The organism is Saccharopolyspora erythraea, assembly GCF_018141105.1.
Lineage (GTDB): Bacteria > Actinomycetota > Actinomycetes > Mycobacteriales > Pseudonocardiaceae > Saccharopolyspora_D > Saccharopolyspora_D erythraea_A.
In genome coordinates this window covers 5,216,716-5,234,013 of record NZ_CP054839.1, presented here as the reverse complement: position 1 = coordinate 5,234,013, position 17,298 = coordinate 5,216,716, and the positions used below count along the sequence as shown (strand labels likewise).

The 17,298-nt window shown below is 72.9% G+C and carries 12 protein-coding genes; 6 read left to right on the top strand and 6 right to left on the bottom strand.

Annotated elements, in window-relative coordinates; genetic code table 11:
- Nucleotides 1-13: 13 nt before the first annotated feature.
- Both HUO13_RS23490 and HUO13_RS23485 read right to left on the bottom strand, forming a co-directional pair.
- On the bottom strand, nucleotides 14-808 hold the full coding sequence (locus HUO13_RS23490) for a hypothetical protein (protein ID WP_211897250.1): 795 nt from the start codon (nucleotides 806-808) through the stop codon (nucleotides 14-16).
- On the bottom strand, nucleotides 808-3,663 hold the full coding sequence (locus HUO13_RS23485; protein WP_249123980.1) for a DEAD/DEAH box helicase: 2,856 nt from the start codon (nucleotides 3,661-3,663) through the stop codon (nucleotides 808-810). Before HUO13_RS23485 ends, HUO13_RS23490 begins: the two co-directional genes overlap by 1 nt.
- Before the next feature lie 565 nt (nucleotides 3,664-4,228).
- Between HUO13_RS23485 and HUO13_RS23480 the strand changes: the two genes are divergently transcribed.
- The 6 genes from HUO13_RS23480 (at nucleotide 4,229) to HUO13_RS23455 (ending at nucleotide 10,943) form a co-directional block, all read left to right on the top strand.
- Nucleotides 4,229-4,735: a 2Fe-2S iron-sulfur cluster-binding protein gene (locus HUO13_RS23480; protein ID WP_211897249.1), complete on the top strand. Its 507-nt coding sequence runs from the start codon at nucleotides 4,229-4,231 to the stop codon at nucleotides 4,733-4,735.
- A complete protein-coding gene (locus HUO13_RS23475) occupies nucleotides 4,732-5,721 on the top strand; it encodes an FAD binding domain-containing protein (protein WP_211897248.1) in 990 nt (329 codons plus the stop codon). Before HUO13_RS23480 ends, HUO13_RS23475 begins: the two co-directional genes overlap by 4 nt.
- A complete protein-coding gene (locus HUO13_RS23470) occupies nucleotides 5,718-7,799 on the top strand; it encodes a xanthine dehydrogenase family protein molybdopterin-binding subunit (RefSeq protein WP_211897247.1) in 2,082 nt (693 codons plus the stop codon). Before HUO13_RS23475 ends, HUO13_RS23470 begins: the two co-directional genes overlap by 4 nt.
- Nucleotides 7,800-8,027: 228 nt before the next feature.
- Nucleotides 8,028-8,228: a cold-shock protein gene (locus HUO13_RS23465; RefSeq protein ID WP_211897246.1), complete on the top strand. Its 201-nt coding sequence runs from the start codon at nucleotides 8,028-8,030 to the stop codon at nucleotides 8,226-8,228.
- A 212-nt stretch (nucleotides 8,229-8,440) separates the two neighbouring features.
- Nucleotides 8,441-9,808 carry a glutamine synthetase family protein gene (locus HUO13_RS23460; protein ID WP_211897245.1) on the top strand — a complete coding sequence of 456 codons (1,368 nt, stop codon included), beginning with the start codon at nucleotides 8,441-8,443 and terminating at the stop codon, nucleotides 9,806-9,808.
- Nucleotides 9,809-9,815: 7 nt separating this feature from the next.
- Nucleotides 9,816-10,943: an amidohydrolase family protein gene (locus tag HUO13_RS23455; protein ID WP_211897244.1), complete on the top strand. Its 1,128-nt coding sequence runs from the start codon at nucleotides 9,816-9,818 to the stop codon at nucleotides 10,941-10,943.
- Between the two features lie 126 nt (nucleotides 10,944-11,069).
- Here the strand turns inward: HUO13_RS23455 and HUO13_RS23450 are convergent, their stop codons facing one another.
- The 4 genes from HUO13_RS23450 to HUO13_RS23435 all read right to left on the bottom strand — a co-directional run bounded on the left by HUO13_RS23450 (nucleotide 11,070) and on the right by HUO13_RS23435 (nucleotide 16,946).
- A complete protein-coding gene (locus HUO13_RS23450) occupies nucleotides 11,070-12,437 on the bottom strand; it encodes an MFS transporter (RefSeq protein ID WP_211897243.1) in 1,368 nt (455 codons plus the stop codon).
- Nucleotides 12,438-12,745: 308 nt separating this feature from the next.
- The gene (locus HUO13_RS23445; RefSeq protein ID WP_211897242.1) at nucleotides 12,746-13,654 is read right to left on the bottom strand and encodes a LysR family transcriptional regulator; all 909 of its coding nucleotides are present in this window, start codon (nucleotides 13,652-13,654) and stop codon (nucleotides 12,746-12,748) included.
- Between the two features lie 27 nt (nucleotides 13,655-13,681).
- On the bottom strand, nucleotides 13,682-14,590 hold the full coding sequence (locus HUO13_RS23440) for a formylglycine-generating enzyme family protein (RefSeq protein WP_249123979.1): 909 nt from the start codon (nucleotides 14,588-14,590) through the stop codon (nucleotides 13,682-13,684).
- Complete coding sequence (locus tag HUO13_RS23435) at nucleotides 14,583-16,946, bottom strand: arylsulfatase (RefSeq protein WP_211897241.1); 2,364 nt, start codon at nucleotides 16,944-16,946, stop codon at nucleotides 14,583-14,585. Before HUO13_RS23435 ends, HUO13_RS23440 begins: the two co-directional genes overlap by 8 nt.
- Between the last annotated feature and the right edge of the window lie 352 nt (nucleotides 16,947-17,298).

Genomic DNA, 17,298 nt, shown 5'->3' with positions numbered 1-17,298 from the left:
CCGCGCGAGGCGATCAGCCGGGCGGACCGTCCGCGTCTCCGGCGTCTCCGGCCAGCGACCACGCCCGGTCGGCCGCACGGCGGGCGACCGCCACCAGGTGCCGCCAGTCGTCGGCGTCGAGCCCCGGCGCCGGACCCAGCATCCGGAGGGCTTCCGGCATGTGCCCGCCGGGCTGGCACGGGTGCGCGGCGACCGATGCGAGGGACGTACCGGCGGTGAACAGCGATCCCGCCTCCACTTCCGCGAGCGGCAGCCCGCCGGTCGCGGTGGGGGCCGGAGCCTCGCCGCCGCGTGCGGCGCGCAGTTCGGCGAGCAAGCGGTCGCGATCCCGGCCTCGCAACCGGGTGAGCAGGAAGGGATCGTCGTCCAGCGCCCTCGCGACGACGTAGTGCACTGCGGCGGCGTGGGCGCACGGGTGCGCTCTGCCGGAGCATCCGCACGTCGAGCCGAGCTCGCCGCGGCGCGGGAACAGCGGCACGCCGGCCTCGCCCAGCGTGTCGTCGACGTCCTCGGGCAACCGCCCTTCGAGGAGCGCGATGGCGTGCCGGAGCCGTCCGGCCAGTGCGGTGACCGCGGTGGTCCACTCGTCGTCGCCGAACACGGGCAGGTGCAGGCCGACCTCGCGGGTGCGGGAGCCGTCGCGCACCCGCGCGGTGACCGCACCCGGTACGACGGCCATGTCCTCGACGGCGCCCTTGCGCGCCAGCGAGCGTCCGTGCGGGAGCCGCGGGTTGGGGTAGGTGGCGCCCAGCGACTCCAGGGCCCGCCGCCAGCGCCGTCCCCACCAGGTAACGCCGAACTCCGGCATCACGCCTCCTCCTCGCTCAGCGCCACGAGTGCGCGCAGCGCGTCGTCGTCCAGCTCGGTCAGCCAGGTCTCGCCGCTGCCGACCACGGCGTCGGCCAGACCGCGCTTGCGTTCGAGCAGGTCGGTGATCCGCTCCTCCAGCGTGCCGTGCGTGACCAGCTTGTGGACGTGCACGCCGCGCGTCTGCCCGATGCGGTGCGCGCGGTCGGTGGCCTGGTCCTCCACTGCCGGGTTCCACCAGCGGTCGTAGTGCACGACGTGCGTGGCGCGGGTCAGGTTGAGGCCGGTGCCACCGGCCTTCAGGCTGACCACCAGCAGCGGTGCCGCGTCGTCGGAGTGCTGGAACTCCTCGACCATCCGGCTGCGCCGCGCCGTGCTGACACCGCCGTGCAGGAACGGCACCGCGGGCAGGTCGAGCTCGGCGGCGAGGTGCCCGGCGAGCAGTTCGCCCATCACGCGGTACTGGGTGAACACCAGCGCCCGGTCCCCGGCCGCCACCACCTCCGACAGCATCTCCGCGGTCCGCTCGAGCTTGCCCGAGCGGCCGCGCAGCGGCCCGGACTGGCGCAGGAAGTGCGCCGGGTGGTTGCAGATCTGCTTGAGGGCGGTGAGGAGCTTGAGGATCCGCCCACGACGGGCGATGCCCTCGCCCATGCCCTGCTCGTCGAGCATGCCGCGCACGGTCGCCCGGTAGAGCTCGGCCTGCTCGTCGGTGAGCGCGCAGCTGACGGCCGACTCCACCTTGGCGGGCAGGTCGGTGGCGACCTCGCTCTTGAGGCGCCGCAACAGGAACGGCGCGACCACCGAGCGCAGCCGCCGGGTGGCCTCCGGGTCGCGCCACCGCTCGATCGCCACCGCGAACCGGTCCCTGAACCGCGGGAACCGGCCCAGCAGACCGGGGTTGGCGAAGTGCATGATGGACCACAGCTCGGCCAGCCGGTTCTCCACCGGCGTGCCGGTCAGCGCCACCCGCGCTCCCGCGCGCAGCCTGCCCGCGGCCTGCGCCGTCTGCCCGGTGTGGTTCTTGATCTGCTGCGCCTCGTCCAGGACCACGACGTCCCAGTCCACTTCGGACAGCAGTGGGCCGTCCAGCCGCAGCAGGGTGTAGGTCGTCACCACGACCGCGCCGGGCGCGAACGCCTCCGCCGTCGTGGCGCGGCCGGCGCCGTGGTGGCGGACCACCCGCAGTCCCGGGGAGAAGCGCCGGATCTCGCGCTCCCAGTTGCCGACCACCGAGGTCGGGCACACCACGAGGTGCGGTCGGTGTCCCGGCCGGTCCGCCAGCAGCGCGATGGTCTGCAGGGTCTTGCCCAGGCCCATGTCGTCGGCGAGCACCGCGCCCAGACCGAGCTCGGCCATCAACTGCAGCCATGCCGCTCCGCGCTCCTGGTAGCGGCGCAGCGTCGCGTCGATCCCGGTGAGCCGGGGCTGCCGGTGGGCGTCGGCGCCGAGCCGGTCGACCAGTGCCCGCAGACGTCCCGCGGACCGCACGTCGACCTCGCCCAGCTCCGCGGTGGTGCGGCTGCCCTCCAGCGCCGCGGCCAGCGCTTCGGTGCTCGACAGCGTGAGCGCGGTGTCCATGAGCGCGGCGATCCGCGCGGCCCGCCGCGCGTCGACGCGGACCCACCCGCCGCGCCAGCGGACCAGTGGGCGGCCAGGCGCGACGAACTGCGACACCTCGTCGCGGGTCAGGACGATGTCGCCGACGACGGCCTCCCAGCGGAAGGTGGCTGCCTCCCGCCCGTCGAAGGCCGCGCTCCCGGCAGCGTCCTCCGCCGTCGCGCGAAGCCGCGCCCGCAGGGGCTCGACAGCTCCGGCTCCGAGGCCGTCGGGGACTTCCACCGAGATCCCCGCCGCGGTCAGCGCGGGCTCGCCGTCGGCGAGGAAGGCCGCCGCCTGCTCGACGTCGAGGCGGATCCCGGTCGGCCGCCGCTCGGACAGCGCGCGGTCGATCGGCGGGAACAGCCGCGCGGCCTCGGCCAGCCCCCGCACCAGCGAGTCCTGCGGTTCCGCGATCGAGCAGCCTGGCAGCTCGAGGGTCGCGTTGCCCGCCGACCAGGCCCTTTCGGCCGGCACCGACGTGCCGGGGTCGGCCGCGGCCCGCAGGTGGAACTCCAGCTCCCACGGTCCATCGCCGGTCCGAGGTGCGCGCAGGCGCAGGCAGAGCCGCCCGCCGAGCGGTCCGGCGGCGCCGGTGCGCGGCAGCAGGGGGCGCGCCCAGGAGTCGAGCTCGTCGCGCAGCCGCTCGTCCGGCGCATCTAGGGCCGGTGACGTGCCGCTCAGGGAGGCGATCCACCGCTGCGCCCATGAGACCGGCTCGTCGACGACGGCCGACCCCCGCGCGCACGTGTCCGCCACGGCATCGCAGAACGCGCCGAGAGCCTCGGCGGCGGTCCACACGTGCGCTTCGTCGCGGCGCAGTGCGTGCGCCGCCACGGGCATCGCCCCGGCCAGGGCCGCGAGCCTGCCATCGTGCGCGCTCACCAGCCGCCACCGCGCGACCGCGCCCGCCTCGCCGACCCGCGCGGTGGGCACGACCATGCCCGCGGACACGAGTTCCAGGGCCAGCTTGGCCGCGGTGCTCCAGGCGAACACGGAGTCGCCCTGCCGCCGCCCGCGCGGCACGAGAGACCGGGCGGGCATGGCGGCCAGCGCGGGTAGCGCCGCGTCGAGGCCGATCGCCACGGCAGCCACGTCGGCCGGGACGACCGGCGACGCGTCGGCGCGCGGCAGGACCGTGCGCAGCGTCGTCGGCCGCCCGGAGCGCAGACCGAGGACCGCGGCGGCCGCTGCCGGGTCTCCGGTGCCCCAGAACGCGAAGCCGATGGCCGAGGACTCGGGATCACCGGGGACCAAGGTCGCCTGGAGCCGGCCGGGAAGCGGCGGGTGGTCCGGGCCTGCTCCGGGAAGGAACAGGGCGGGTGAGGTCGGCGAAGCGGAAATGGGCGTCCCTCCGTTCTGGTGCGGCAGCACGAATCGTCAGCGGTCGGCGATTCGCCCCGCTTGTTCACGACCGGTTCGGCCGCGGATGGGATTGGCGACCGCCGACAATACCCGAAATTCCGGCCGGGTCGCGTCGCAAGAGCGGAAAGGCGGAATTTGACATCGCGCGGCAATTCTGTCCCAAGGCTCCGCTCTGCCAGGCTTTTTCGGTCTGGTGGGGCGATGTGCCGACCTGTCCAGTTCGGCGAGGACCGATTTCCTGATAGCCGTGCGGCCGGGTTGTCAAGTGGATCGGGGAAAAAGGTCGCGGCGAATTCCATCCCGGAGATTCGCCGAGTCCCGGAAACGGCGCGCTCACCGTGGTGCGCCGTTCACCGGATTGCTCCCACGCCGTCGGTGATTAGGAACACAACATCGCGGGTAGTCCGCGACGGCACCGGCTGACCGCAACGACCACCACGAGAAGACGGGTGCGCTGATGGAAGCTGAGATCACCCTGGACGTCGACGGCGAAAGGCACCGCATCACCGCGGACACGCGCACGACGGTGCTCGACGCACTCCGCGACCACCTGGGCATCACCTCGGCCAAGAAGGGCTGCGACCACGGGCAGTGCGGCGCGTGCACGGTGCTCGCCGACGGCAGGCGGGTCACCACGTGCCTGTCGCTGGCCGTGGCCAGCCAGGACGTCCACTTCACGACCGCGCAGGGACTGGCGCGCGACGGCGGGCACCCCGTGCAACAGGCTTTCCTGGACCACGACGCCTTCCAGTGCGGTTACTGCACGCCCGGCCAGGTCTGCTCCGCGGTCGGCGTGCTCGACGAGTTCGGCCGGGGCTGGCCCAGCGCCGTCACACCCGACGTCCGCGCCGAGCCGGAGCTCGACGACGAGGAGATCCGTGAGCGCATGAGCGGCAATCTCTGCCGGTGCGGCGCCTATACCGGCATCGTCGCGGCGATCGGCGAGGTGGGAGGCAACCGGTGAACCCGTTCGACTACCGGCGCGCCGAGGACGCCGACAGCGCGGTGGCGGCGGTCGCGGGCCGGCCTGCTGCCGCTTTCCTCGGCGGCGGCACGAACCTGGTCGACCACATGAAGCTCGGCATCGCCAACCCGGAGCTGCTGGTGGACGTCACCCGCCTCCCGCTGGGCGGTGTCGAGCCGCTGGAGGACGGCGGGGTGCGTGTCGGCGCAGGGGTGCGCAACAGCGACCTCGCCGCCGACCCGCTGATCCGCGAACGCTACCCGGTGCTCTCGCAGGCCCTGCTGTCCGGAGCGTCGGGCCAGCTGCGCAACCTCGCGACCACCGGCGGGAACCTGTTGCAGCGCACCAGGTGCGTCTACTTCCAGGACGTCACCACGCCGTGCAACAAACGCGAGCCGGGGTCGGGCTGCTCGGCGATCGGCGGATGGAACCGGTACCACGCCGTCCTCGGGGCGTCCGACCAGTGCGTCGCGGTGCACCCCTCCGACATGGCGGTCGCGCTGTGCGCGCTGGACGCGGTGGTCCGCGTGCAGGGGCCGGGCGGGCACCGCGGCATCCCGCTGGTCGACTTCCACCGGCTGCCCGGGGAGGAACCCGACCGCGACACCGTCCTCGAGCACGGCGAGCTGATCACCTCGATCGACCTGCCGGAGTTGCCGATGGCGGCCCGCTCGAAGTACCGCAAGGTGCGCGACCGGGCGTCGTACGCGTTCGCGCTCGTCTCGGTCGCCGCCGCGCTCGACGTCGCCGGCGGACGGGTGCGCGAGGCCCGCATCGCCTTCGGCGGGCTGGCGCACAAGCCATGGCGCGCCACCCGAGCCGAGGAGGCGCTGCGCGGAGAACCCGCGACGGCACGGGCCTTCGGCGCCGCCGCCGACGCCGAGCTCGCCGACGCCCGCCCGCTGCCCGGGAACGGGTTCAAGGTGCCGATGGCCCGATCGGCACTGGTCTCGACGCTCACCGAACTGGCCGGGGAGGATGCGTGACGGAACTGCTGCGACCGCGCGCCATGGGTAGCGACGTGGCGAGGCTGGAGGGCTGGGCGAAGGTCACCGGCACGGCGCCCTACGCCTACGAGCACCCGGTGGACAACCCGGCGCACGCGCATGCGTTGCAGGCGAGCATCGCCCGCGGCCGGATCACCGGCATCGACACCGCGGCCGCGCGCGAACTGCCGGGCGTGCTCGCCGTCCTCACCCACGAGAACGCTCCGGCGCTGGCGTCCACCGAGGACGGAGAGCTGGCGATCCTGCAGTCCGGCGAGGTGCACTACCGCGGCCAGCTCATCGGCGCGGTCATCGCGGAGAACCCGGAGATCGCCCGGCACGCCGCCGCGCTGGTGCGCGTGGACTACGAGCAGGCAGGCCACGACGCCGAGTTCTCCGCCGAGCGCGACGACCTCCACACCCCGGAGCAGGTCAACCCGGCGTTCGCCACCGACACCGCGCAGGGCGACCTGGAGGCCGCGTTCGAGTCGGCCCCGGTGCGGGTCGACGCGACCTACACCACGCCGATGGAGCACAACAACCCGATGGAGCCGCACACGACGGTCGCGGTGCGCGGCGACGGCGGGCTGACGCTCCACGACTCCACGCAGGGCGCGCACACGGTGCGCCAGGTGGTGGCCAAGCTGTTCGGGCTCGACCGGGAGCGGGTGCGGGTCGTCTCGCCGCACGTCGGCGGCGGCTTCGGCTCCAAGGGCCTGCCGCACTCCCACGTCGTCCTCGCCGTGATGGCCGCCGGACTGCTCGAGGGGCGCCCCGTGAAGCTGGCGCTGACCCGTCAGCAGATGTTCTCCCTGACCGGCCACCGCACACCCACCGTGCAGCGGATCCGGCTCGGAGCCGACCGCGACGGCAGGCTGACCGCCATCGCCCATGACGTCATCGAGCAGAGCTCGAAGGTCAAGATCTTCGCAGAGCAGAGCGCCGAGCCCAGCCGGCACATGTACGCGGCGGGCAACAGGCGGACCACCCACCGGCTCGCGCTGCTCGACGTGCCGGTGCCGTCGTGGATGCGCGCTCCCGGGGAATGCCCGGGCATGTTCGCCGGTGAGGTGGCGATGGACGAGCTCGCCGTCGCCTGCGGCCTGGACCCGGTCGAGCTGCGCCTGCGCAACGAACCCGAGACCGACCCCGAGTCGGGCAAGCCCTTCTCCAGCCGGAACCTGGTGGCGTGCCTGCGCGAGGGCGTGCGCCGCTTCGGCTGGCAGGACCGCGATCCGGAGCCCGGGGTGCGCCGGGAGGACGGGTGGCTGGTCGGCACCGGCGTCGCGAGCGCGGTGTACCCGGCGAACGTGTTCCCCGGCTCCGCGGCGGCGATCCGCCGCACCGCCGACGGCTACCAGGTCCGCATCGGCGCCGCCGACATCGGCACCGGCACGTGGACGGCGCTGAGCCAGATCGCCGCCGACGCGCTCGGCGTCGGGCTGGAGGAGATCGACCTGCGCATCGGGGACACCGAGCTGCCCCACGCGACCGTCGCGGGCGGTTCGTCCGGGCTGTCGAGCTGGGGCTCGGCGGTGGTGGACGCGGCCGCGGCGTTCCGGGAGAAGTTCGGCACCGACCCGTCGGTGGGCGACGAGGCGGACGGGACGGTGCCGGACAACCCCGACCGGAAGCGCTACGAGATGAAGGCGTTCGGCGCGCAGTTCGCCGAGGTGCGCGTCCGCGAGGACACCGGCGAGGTCAGGGTGCCCCGCATGCTCGGGGTGTTCGCCGCGGGGCGCATCGTCAATCCCCGCACCGCGCGCTCGCAGTTCGTCGGCGGCATGACCATGGGTATCTCCATGGCCCTGCACGAGCAGAGCGTGCTGGACCCCCGGTTCGGACACGTGGTCAACCACGACTTCGCCGAGTACCACGTGGCGACCAACGCCGATGTGCACCGCATCGACGTGCACTGGCTCGACGAGCACGACCCGCACGTGAACCCCGTGGGCACCAAGGGGATCGGCGAGATCGGCATCGTCGGAGCGGCCGCCGCCGTGGCCAACGCCGCCTACCACGCCACCGGCCTCCGGGTGCGCGAGCTGCCGATCACCCCGGACAGGTTCCTCGGCTGAGGTGGGCCTACGCGGGGTACGGACACCTGCGGGCGGACGGGCGCCTGTAGCATGTAGAGTGGGTTCGGTCGTAGTTTCTGAGTTCGTGTTCGCAAGCACGCTCGCAGATGCCGATGCGGGCGAGCTGCTTTCCCTGGCGTAGCTGGAGTTGGCCGCCGTCTGAGATCAGCGGGCCCGGGCCGCGCACCGCGCGCGCCCGTCGTATTTCCAGCTACCGGAGGAGAAGACATGGCACAGGGAACCGTGAAGTGGTTCAACGCGGAAAAGGGCTTCGGCTTCATCGCGCCGGATGACGGTGGTCCGGACGTGTTCGTGCACTACTCGGCGATCGACGCGGGAGGCTTCCGCAGCCTCGACGAGGACCAGCGAGTGACCTACGAGGTCACCCAGGGGCCGAAGGGCCCGCAGGCCGCCAGCGTGCGTGTCTGAGTCCGGCTCGCTTCACCCGGTGGCTCCTCACCCGACCTGGGTGAGGAGCCACCGGCGTTTCCGGCGGCCGGTCCCGCTTCCCCGTATCGGTGATACGGGCCGGCGCCGATCCGCCTCGCTGGACTTCCCGTGACCGGGCGGGCACGCTGAGTGAGCCCGGTCCGGGCGCGGCGCCCGGACGTCGCCAGTCCGCGAGCCGCAGGGGGACCGCGATGACCTCCGACCGCATCCCGGCCGAGGAGCGGGCCGATCTCGACGCCACCGCGGAGCGACTGCGCGCAGGCGGCGTGTCGATGGTCGAGATGTCCTTCGTGGACAACGCCGGGGTGGTGCGGGTCAAGTCGGTGCCGCTGGACCGGCTCGGCTTCGCCGCGCGCTACGGCGTCGGCGTCTCGCCCTGCTTCGAGACGTTCTGCTTCGACGACGTGATGGTGCTGGGCCGCCACCTCGGCGGTCCGGACGGCGACCTGCGGTTGATCCCCGACCTCGACCGGCTCGTGCCGCTGGCCGCTCAGCCCGGCTGGGCGTGGGCGCCCGCCGACAAGTTCGTGCAGGAAGGCCCGCGCTTCGCCGCCTGCCAGCGGGCCTTCGCCGCGTCGCAGGCGAAGGCGATGCAGGCGCGCGGCCTGCGGGTGCTGGCGGCCTTCGAGCACGAGTGGGCGCTGGGTGCCGGCGGTGCCGAGGACTTCGTCCCGGCGGTGACGGGCCCGGCGTACGGCCAGCCGCGGCTGGAGGTCGTCGCCGGCTACGCACGCGACCTCGTTGACGCGTTGCACGCGCAGAACCTCGTCGTGCACCAGTTCCACCCCGAGTACACCACTGGACAGCTCGAGCTCTCCGTCGCCGCGACCGATCCGGTGGCGGCCGCCGACGACGCCGTCCTGGTCCGCCACACGGTCCGCCAGGTGTCGCTGCGCCACGGTTGGCGCGCGAGCTTCGCGCCGTGCGTGGTCCCCGGCGTGCCGGGTTCCGGCGCGCATCTGCACCTTTCGCTGCGCGACGAGCAGGGCAGCCTCTTCCACGGCGGGGAGGGACCGCACGGGCTCCGCCGCGAGGGCGAGGCGTTCTTGGCCGGGGTGCTGGCCGAGCTGCCCGCGCTGCAGGCCGTCGGGGCCGGGAACCCGGCGAGTTTCCTGCGGCTGCAGCCGTCCCGGTGGGCCGGGGTCTGGCAGGTGTGGGGACGTGAGGCGCGGGAAGCGGCGATCCGCCTGGTGCTCGGCGTGACCGGCACCGGCGACTGGGCGGCCAACGCGGAGGTGAAGTGCTTCGACGCCACCGCGAACCCGTACCTGGTCGTCGGCGCCGTGCTCGCGGCGGGCGCCGAGGGGATGCGTGCCGGGCTCCGGCTCCCCGCGGAGGTCGCCGGTGATCCGGCGCTGCTGCGGGAGGAGCAGCAGCCGGCGCGACTGCCGACCAGCCCGCTCGCCGCGGCCGAGGCGCTGGAGGGCTCGCGGGTACTGGCCGAGGCGATGGGCGAAGTCCTGCACGATGCCGTGGTGACGGTCCGGCGCGCCGAGGGCGAGCGCTTCGCCGAGGCAGAGCCCGCCGAGCTCGTCTCCCTGACACGCTGGCGCTGGTAGGGCCCCGTTGCTGACTGACGACATACCGCTGCTCGACCAGCACTGCCACGGGGTGCGGACCGCGGACCTGGACCGGCACTCGTTCGAGCTGCTGATGACCGAAGCGGAGCGGCTCGGACGGGACCGCAGCCCGTTCGACTCGATGCTCGGCGTGTCGTTGCGGCGGCTGTGCGCACCGGTGCTCGGCCTGGACCGGCACGCCGAAGCCGGCGACTACCTGGCGCGCCGCGCCGACCTCGGCTGGCTCACCGTGACCCGGCGGCTGCTGGGTGCATCGGGTACCAGGACGTGGTTGGTCGACACCGGTCTCACGACCCTGCCGCTCACGTCCCCCGCCGAGTTCGCGGTGCTCGCCGACGGGCAGGCACGCGAGGTGGTGCGGCTGGAGGCTGTGGCCGAACGGGTCGCGGCAGGCGGAGTCGCCGCGGCGGACCTGGCCGACGCGGTGGAACGTGAACTGCGCGCACAGGCGGCGAACGCGGTCGGGTTCAAGAGCATCGCCGCCTACCGCGGTGGTCTGGCCCTGCCCGACCGGCGGCCGGACACCGCGAGCGTCGTCAGAGCGGCGTCGCGGTGGCTCTCCAGCGGCAGCGGCCGCCTCGACGATCGCGACCTGCTCGCGTGGCTCGCGCACGTGGGCGCCGGGATCGGCGCGGAGCTGGGTCTGCCGCTGCAGTTCCACACCGGCTTCGGCGATCCCGACCTGCACCTGCGCGAGGCCGACCCGCTGGCGCTGACCGACTTCCTGCGGTCCACGTCCGGCACCGGGGCGACCGTCGTCCTGCTGCACTGCTGGCCGCACCACCGCAACGCCGCCTACCTCGCCCACGTCTTCGACCACGTGCTGGTGGACCTCGGCCTGACCATCCCGCACGTCGGCGCCCGCGCCGGCGCGGTGCTGGCCGAGACCCTGGAAATCGCGCCCTGGCGCGCGGTGTGTTTCTCCTCCGACGGCTATGGTCTGCCCGAACTGCACCACCTCGGCGCGGCCCTGTGGCGCGAACGGTGCGGGCGCCTGGTCGACGAATGGCTCGCCGATGACGTGCTCACCGCGCGCGACGCGGAACGGCTGGTCACCGGCATCGCCGGTGCGAACGCGGCCCGCGCGTACGGCCTCGACTGGCCGCCGGCCTGACCCACCGGCACCCGCGCCGCTGAAGCGAAGCGGGTGCCGGTGGTGCTGAGGCGAGCGGTCCAGGCCGAGTCGGCGACATCGGGCCTCGGTGCGCCGCCTTCTCCGAACACCGCGCAGGCTCGTCCGTCACACCGCGCTCGCCTGGTCCTTGCGCTCCGGCACCTCGCCGCCGCTGGCCTGGGCCAGCGACAGCCCCTTGGTCTCCTCGGCCCACAGCACGCAGGCGAGCAGGCCGACCAGGGTGATCGCGGTGCCGATGTACATGGTGGCCGAGGTGCCCAGGCTCTCCAGCGACAGCGGCACCAGGTAGGTGCCGACGGCGGCACCGATCCGGCTCAGCGCGACGGCCAGGCCCACCGCCGACGCGCGGATCGAGGTGGGGAACAGCTCGTTGGGGTAGAGCCATTCCAGGATTCCCGGGGCTCCTGCGAAGAAGGCGTAGAGGCTGAAGCAGACGATCACCGCGGCCACCGGGGCCGCGGGCCACCAGCCGAGCACCGCGAGCGGGACGGCCATCAGCGCGAAGGACCAGATGATGGTGCGCCTGCGTCCGGCCGTCTCCAGCAGCCGCATCGCAGGCACGCAGCCGAGCAGGAACAGCGCGCTGATCAGCGCGGACCCGAGGTTGCTGAGGTTCTGCGAGTCCAGCCCGAACGCGGCCAGCATCTGAGGCCCGAACAGGTACATCGCCCACATCGGGATGACCTGGCAGGTGTAGAAGACCGACACGAACAGCGCGCGGCGCAGGTAGATGCCCCGGAACAGCTCGCGCAGCCCGCCGCGTTCGACCGCGGCCCGCTCGCGCGAGGCGATCAGGTCGTCGGCGGTGACCGGCACCCGCAGCACCCGGTGGACCAGCGTCGCCGCCTCCTCGGCCCGTCCCTGGTCGACCAGCCAGCGCGGCGACTCCGGTGTCCCGTGGCGCAGGACGAGCACGACCGCGCTCACCACCGCCGCGCTGCCCAGCACCCAGCGCCACCCGCCTGGACCGGCGACCTCGGTGATGGCGAACCCGACCACGTAGGACAGCAGGGCGCCGAGGTACCAGGCGACGATCACGCCGCCCAGCGCGCGCGCCCGCTGTGCGCGCGGAAACCACTCCGCGAGCAGTGCGGTGGCGATGGGGTAGTCGGCTCCGACGGCGAAACCGACGACGAACCGCAGCACGACGAGCTGCCACGCCTCGGTGACGAACACGCACAGCACCGACGCGACGAGCAGGACGGCGAGGTCGATGGTGTACATCGAACGGCGGCCCAGGCGGTCGGTCAGCGGGCCGATGGTCAGCCCGCCCAGGAACATGCCGACCAGGGCGACCACCCCGACCAGTGCCGAGGACGTCGTGCTCAGCCGCATCTCGTCGGTGATGCCTACCAAAGCGACGCCGATGATGCTCAGCAGGTATCCGTCGAGCAGCGGTCCTCCGCAGCAGGCGACCAGCAGCTTGCGGTGGAACCCGCTCACGGGTGCGTCTTCGATTGCGTCGAGTTTCATCAGTGTTCCTCCCGTTGTCCCGCGCGCACCACGAATGCGCGGGCGGTCCCGGAAATCGCCGCGCCAATGCCGAATGGGCGGCACCGTCGTTCGCCGAATCCGGTTCGAAACGCGCACGTGGGCGCGGAAACGGTGCGGTGGTCGGAAAATCTCGTCGTCGACCCGCGTGTTGCGGGAAATTTCCGGAGAAATCCGGCGGATCGTTTCCGCAGAGAATAGTTGTCCGCGGGTACGCGGGCCACAGTTCGGGCTCTGCCGGCCGAGACCGGTTTTCGATATGTGCGATAGAACCGCGCTATCGCGTGACGTCAGCCGCGGCGCGGGTCGGCGGAACCTCGGCTCGCCTGCGACATCACCAGCCGGACGAACTCGCCCGCGGCGGGCGAGAGCGGCCCGCGGCGCCAGAACAGCACCCCGCGCCGGATGACCCTGGGGCGCAGCGGCAGCACGGCCGCCCCGCGCTCGGCGGCGTCGCGGGCGAGCGAGCGGGGCAGCAGCGTCGCGCCCGCGCCCGCCAGCACCAGCGGCACGACCATGGCCTGGTGCGCCGTCTCGACCGCCACGCGAGGACTCGCGCCCTGCGCGCTGACCGTGTGGTCGATGACTTCGCGGGTCGCGGTGCCCTCCGGTGTGGTGACCCAGTCCAGCTCGGCCAGCTCGGCCACGCCCAGCCGGGTGCGCTCGGCCGGGGCCGCGCCCGCCGGGAGCACGGCGAAGATCTCGCGGCCCTCCAGCACGATGTTCTCCAGGTCGCCGACGGCGTCCACGGTGGAGTCGGCCATGCCGAGCTCGCACTCACCGGTGCGCACCGAGCCGGTGACGTCGGAGCCGAGCTCGGGATCCGACACCCGCACCGCCACCTTCGGGTGACTGCGCAGGAAGGCGCCGAGCAGCTCGGCGAGCGGGTCGACGGCCAGCGTCGTCTGCGCGACGATGTCCAGCCGCCCGGCCGACAGGCCGAGCACCCGGCGCACCGAGTCGGTGGCGGTGCTGAGGTCGCGCATGACCTGCCTGGCAGGCTCCACCAGCGCCTCGCCCGCGGTGGTGAGCGCGACGCCGTGCGGCAGCCGGTGGAAGACCTTGCCGCCGAGCTTGTTCTCCAGCGTGCCGATGGCGTGCGACAGCGACGGCTGGGCCACGTGCAGCGCCTGGGCCGCGGCGGTGAAGCTGCCGCTCTCGGCGATGGCCAGGAAGTACTCCAGTTCCCTGCGCTCCATGCCGCATCCCTCCCGGCGTCGGCCGCCTCACGCGTCCAGGGCACAACGGAACCCAGTATTGCCGGTGGTGGAGTCGGGCGTGAGCCCCTGGCGGGCCGACACCCGGTAGCGGCGGCAGTAGGAGTCGTGGCACAGGTACGAGCCACCGCGGGCACTGCGGCGCGTCCGGTGACCGGGGTCGAACCAGTCGGCGCACCACTCCCACGCGTTGCCCGTGGTGTTGTGCAGCCCGAAGCCGTTGGGCGGGAACGCGTCGACCGGGCAGGTGCCGAGCCAGCCGTCGGCGCGGGTGTTGCGCCGCGGGAACTCGCCCTGCCAGACGTTCATCAGGTGCCGCCCGCCCGGCTCCAGCTCGTCGCCCCACGGGAACGCCCGGCCGGCGAGGCCGCCGCGGGCGGCGTACTCCCACTCGGCCTCGGTCGGCAGCCGCAGTCCGGCCCAGGCGCAGTAGGCGCGGGCGTCGGACCAGGACACGTGCACGACGGGGTGGTCACCGCGCTCGTCCACATCGGACCCCGGTCCTTCGGGGTGGCGCCAGTCGGCGCCCTCGACCTGCCGCCACCAGGGCGTGGCCGCCACGCCGCGGGTCGGCGGGAAGTCGTCGGGCAGCAGACCGGCGAAGACGAACGACCAGCCCCACCGCTCGGCCTCGGTGCGGTAGCCGGTGGCCGCGACGAACTCGCCGAACTCCACATTGGACACCGCGGTGCGGCTGATGCGGAAAGCCTCCAGCCGCACCGCGCGGACCGGCCCCTCCCCGTCGCCGGGGTAGGCGTGCGCGTCCTCGCTGCCCATCAGGAACTCACCACCGTCCAGCCGCACCAGGTCGCCCGCGCGGCGCGGGGGATCGCAGGTCTCGACGGCGTCGACCTCCACCGCGCGCGCGGCCCGGCCGGTCGGCGGCGCGCAGCAGGACTTCAGCTCCGGCTCAGTCATGGGCTGCCTTGAAGCGGCTGCGCTCGCGTTCGGTGCCGACGTCGTCGCAGAGGTCGTCGCCGAGGTCGACGCGCACCCAGTGCAGGGTTCCGGTGAACCGGTTGTCCACCACCGGGTAGTCGTCGGTGACCGGAGAGGCCCGGTCGCAGCCGACGTCGAAGGTCTCGTCGAAGGCGAAGTAGTAGGGAATGGTCCTGGGCACCACCACCTCGCCCACCTGCGCGCCGTCGACGTGCAACGTCGCGGTGCCCCCCTTGCCGACTCCGCCGCCGTCGTAGGCGAAGTCCATCCGCACCTCGTGCACCCCGGGCGGCAGCGGTTGGCTCGCCCGCGCGGTGTGCACCTCCAGACCGAAGTAGTTGTAGGCGTAGCAGAGCCTGCCCTGGTGGAAGTACACCGACCACCCGCCGAAGCGCCCGCCCTGCGCGGTGACCACGCCCGCCGCGCCGTCCTCACCGGCCTCGACGCGCGCGGTCACCGAGTGCGATCGGTTCTTGACGTTGGGCGCGGTCTCCTCGGTCAGCCGCTTGGCCCCGGCGTGGAAGGTCACCGAGCGGCGGTCTCCCATCAGGTCGAGCCGACCGGCCTCCCGGGGGTTCTCCCGTTCGGTCATCCGGTCGTCGAGCGGGAAGACGTTGTACTTGGCCGCCTCGACGAGGAAGAGCTGCTTGAGCTCGTTGAGCCGCCCCGGGTGCTCGGCCGAGACGTCGCGCGCCTGGGTCCAGTCCACCGCGGTGTCGTAGAGCTCCCACTCGTCGTCGTCGAAGTAGCGGCGCTGCTCGCCCTGCACCATCTCCCACGGGGTGCCGTGGCGGGTCACCGCCATCCAGCCGTCGTGGTAGATGCCCCGGTTGCCGACCATCTCGAAGTACTGCAGGCGGTGGCGGTCCGGCGCGTCGGCGGCGTTGAAGCTGTAGAGCATGCTGGTGCCCTCGATCGGCTTCTGGGCGATGCCGTCGACCTCCGAGGGCTGCGGGATGCCCGCCGCCTCCAGCACGGTCGGCACGATGTCGATCACGTGGTGGAACTGCTGGCGGATGCCGGCGCGCTCCTCGATCCCGCGGGGCCAGTGCACCACCATCCCGTCGCGGGTGCCGCCGAAGTGCGAGGCGACCTGCTTGGTCCACTGGTAGGGCGTGTTCATCGCCAGCGCCCAGCCCACCGGGTAGTGCGCGTGGGTCGTGGCGTCGCCGAGCGCGTCGAGGTTGTCGAGGATGAACTCGGGGCTGTCGGGGATGCCGCTGGCGAAGCGGTGCTCGTTGAGCGTGCCGCCCAGGCCGCCCTCGGCCGACGCGCCGTTGTCGCCGAGGATGTAGATGAACAGGGTGTCCTCCAGCGCGTCGAGCTCATCGAGCGCGTCGACGAGGCGGCCGACCTGGTCGTCGGTGTGCTCGGCGAACCCGGCGTAGAGCTCCATGAGCGCCGCGGCCGAGCGCTGCTCGGTCTCCGACAGCTCGTCCCAGTGCGGCACGCCGTCGGCCCACGGCGCCAGTTCGGCGTCCTGCGGCACCACGCCCAGCTCCTTCTGCCTGCGCAGCGTGATCTCGCGCTGGGCGTCCCAGCCGTGGTCGAACTTTCCGCGGTAGCGGTCCCGGTACTCGCGGGGGACGTGGTAGGGCGCGTGGGTGGCGCCGAAGGGCAGGTACACGAAGAACGGGTTGTCGGGCTTGAGGCTCCGCTGGTCGCGCACCCAGTCGATCGCGTGGTCGACCAGGTCCTCGGACAGGTGGTAGCCGTCCTCCGGACGCCGCGACGGCTCCACCGCGGTCGTGCCGTCGAACAGCACCGGGTACCAGTGGTTCATCTCGGCGCACAGGAATCCGTAGAACTTCTCGAAGCCCTCGCCGGTGGGCCAGCGGTCGAAGGGACCGGCCGCGCTGACGTCGCGCGCGGGGGTCTGGTGCCACTTGCCGAACGCCGCGGTGTTGTAGCCGTTGCCGCGCAGGACCTGGGCGAGGGTTGCCGCGCTGCGCGGGCGGATCCCGTTGTAGCCGGGAGCGGAGCTGGCCATCTCGGTGGTCACGCCCATGCCCACCGAGTGGTGGTTGCGCCCGGTCAGCAGTGCCTGGCGGGTGGGGGAGCAGATCGCGGTGACGTGGAAACGGCCGTAGCGCAAGCCGCCCTCGGCGAGGCGGTCGGCGGTGGGCATCCGGCAGGGGCCGCCGAACGTGCTCGGAGCGCCGAAGCCCATGTCGTCCAGGAGCACGACCACGACGTTGGGGGCGCCCTGCGGTGGCCGCACCGGCGGCACCGGTTCGAAGGGCGGGTCCTGCTCGTGCACGTCCAGGGACGTGGCGGTGGGCACGGCGGCATCGGGAATCGGGAGACGTTCGCGGGAGATGTCCGCGTCGCCCATGTAGACCTCCTGGACGGTGTTCGATGCGGTTGGCCGCGGCGACCTCCAGGCGCGCGCCACCGAGCGCGGAATTCGTTCGTTTCCGCGCCGGAATGAATTGCGTGCGTGGTTTGATCGCCGTTGTCCGGCGGGGTCCGCATCGCCGGTGTTCAGGTACGGCAGCGAATGCTAGTGCCTGGATCCGGCCGTGCAAGCAATGCTGCCGCGACGATCTGCTCTGCGGGGTGCGCGGGATTCGGTTATCGGCTGGTCAGAAAGCTGTCTCGGGTCGCGCAGACGGATTCTGAATCAGCCCCATAGAAGGTGTCTATGGGGCCTTCGGCGGTTCTCTTCCGGTGGTTTCACCGACAGC

Excerpts from the sequence above, each read along its gene's own strand:
- HUO13_RS23490 (WP_211897250.1), bottom strand. The coding sequence starts at position 808 with ATGCCGGAGTTCGGCGTTACCTGGTGGGGACGGCGCTGGCGGCGGGCC.
- HUO13_RS23480 (WP_211897249.1), top strand. The coding sequence starts at position 4,229 with ATGGAAGCTGAGATCACCCTGGACGTCGACGGCGAAAGGCACCGCATC.
- HUO13_RS23465 (WP_211897246.1), top strand. The coding sequence starts at position 8,028 with ATGGCACAGGGAACCGTGAAGTGGTTCAACGCGGAAAAGGGCTTCGGC.
- HUO13_RS23460 (WP_211897245.1), top strand. The coding sequence starts at position 8,441 with ATGACCTCCGACCGCATCCCGGCCGAGGAGCGGGCCGATCTCGACGCC.
- HUO13_RS23450 (WP_211897243.1), bottom strand. The coding sequence starts at position 12,437 with ATGAAACTCGACGCAATCGAAGACGCACCCGTGAGCGGGTTCCACCGC.
- HUO13_RS23445 (WP_211897242.1), bottom strand. The coding sequence starts at position 13,654 with ATGGAGCGCAGGGAACTGGAGTACTTCCTGGCCATCGCCGAGAGCGGC.
- HUO13_RS23440 (WP_249123979.1), bottom strand. The coding sequence starts at position 14,590 with ATGACTGAGCCGGAGCTGAAGTCCTGCTGCGCGCCGCCGACCGGCCGG.
- HUO13_RS23435 (WP_211897241.1), bottom strand. The coding sequence starts at position 16,946 with ATGGGCGACGCGGACATCTCCCGCGAACGTCTCCCGATTCCCGATGCC.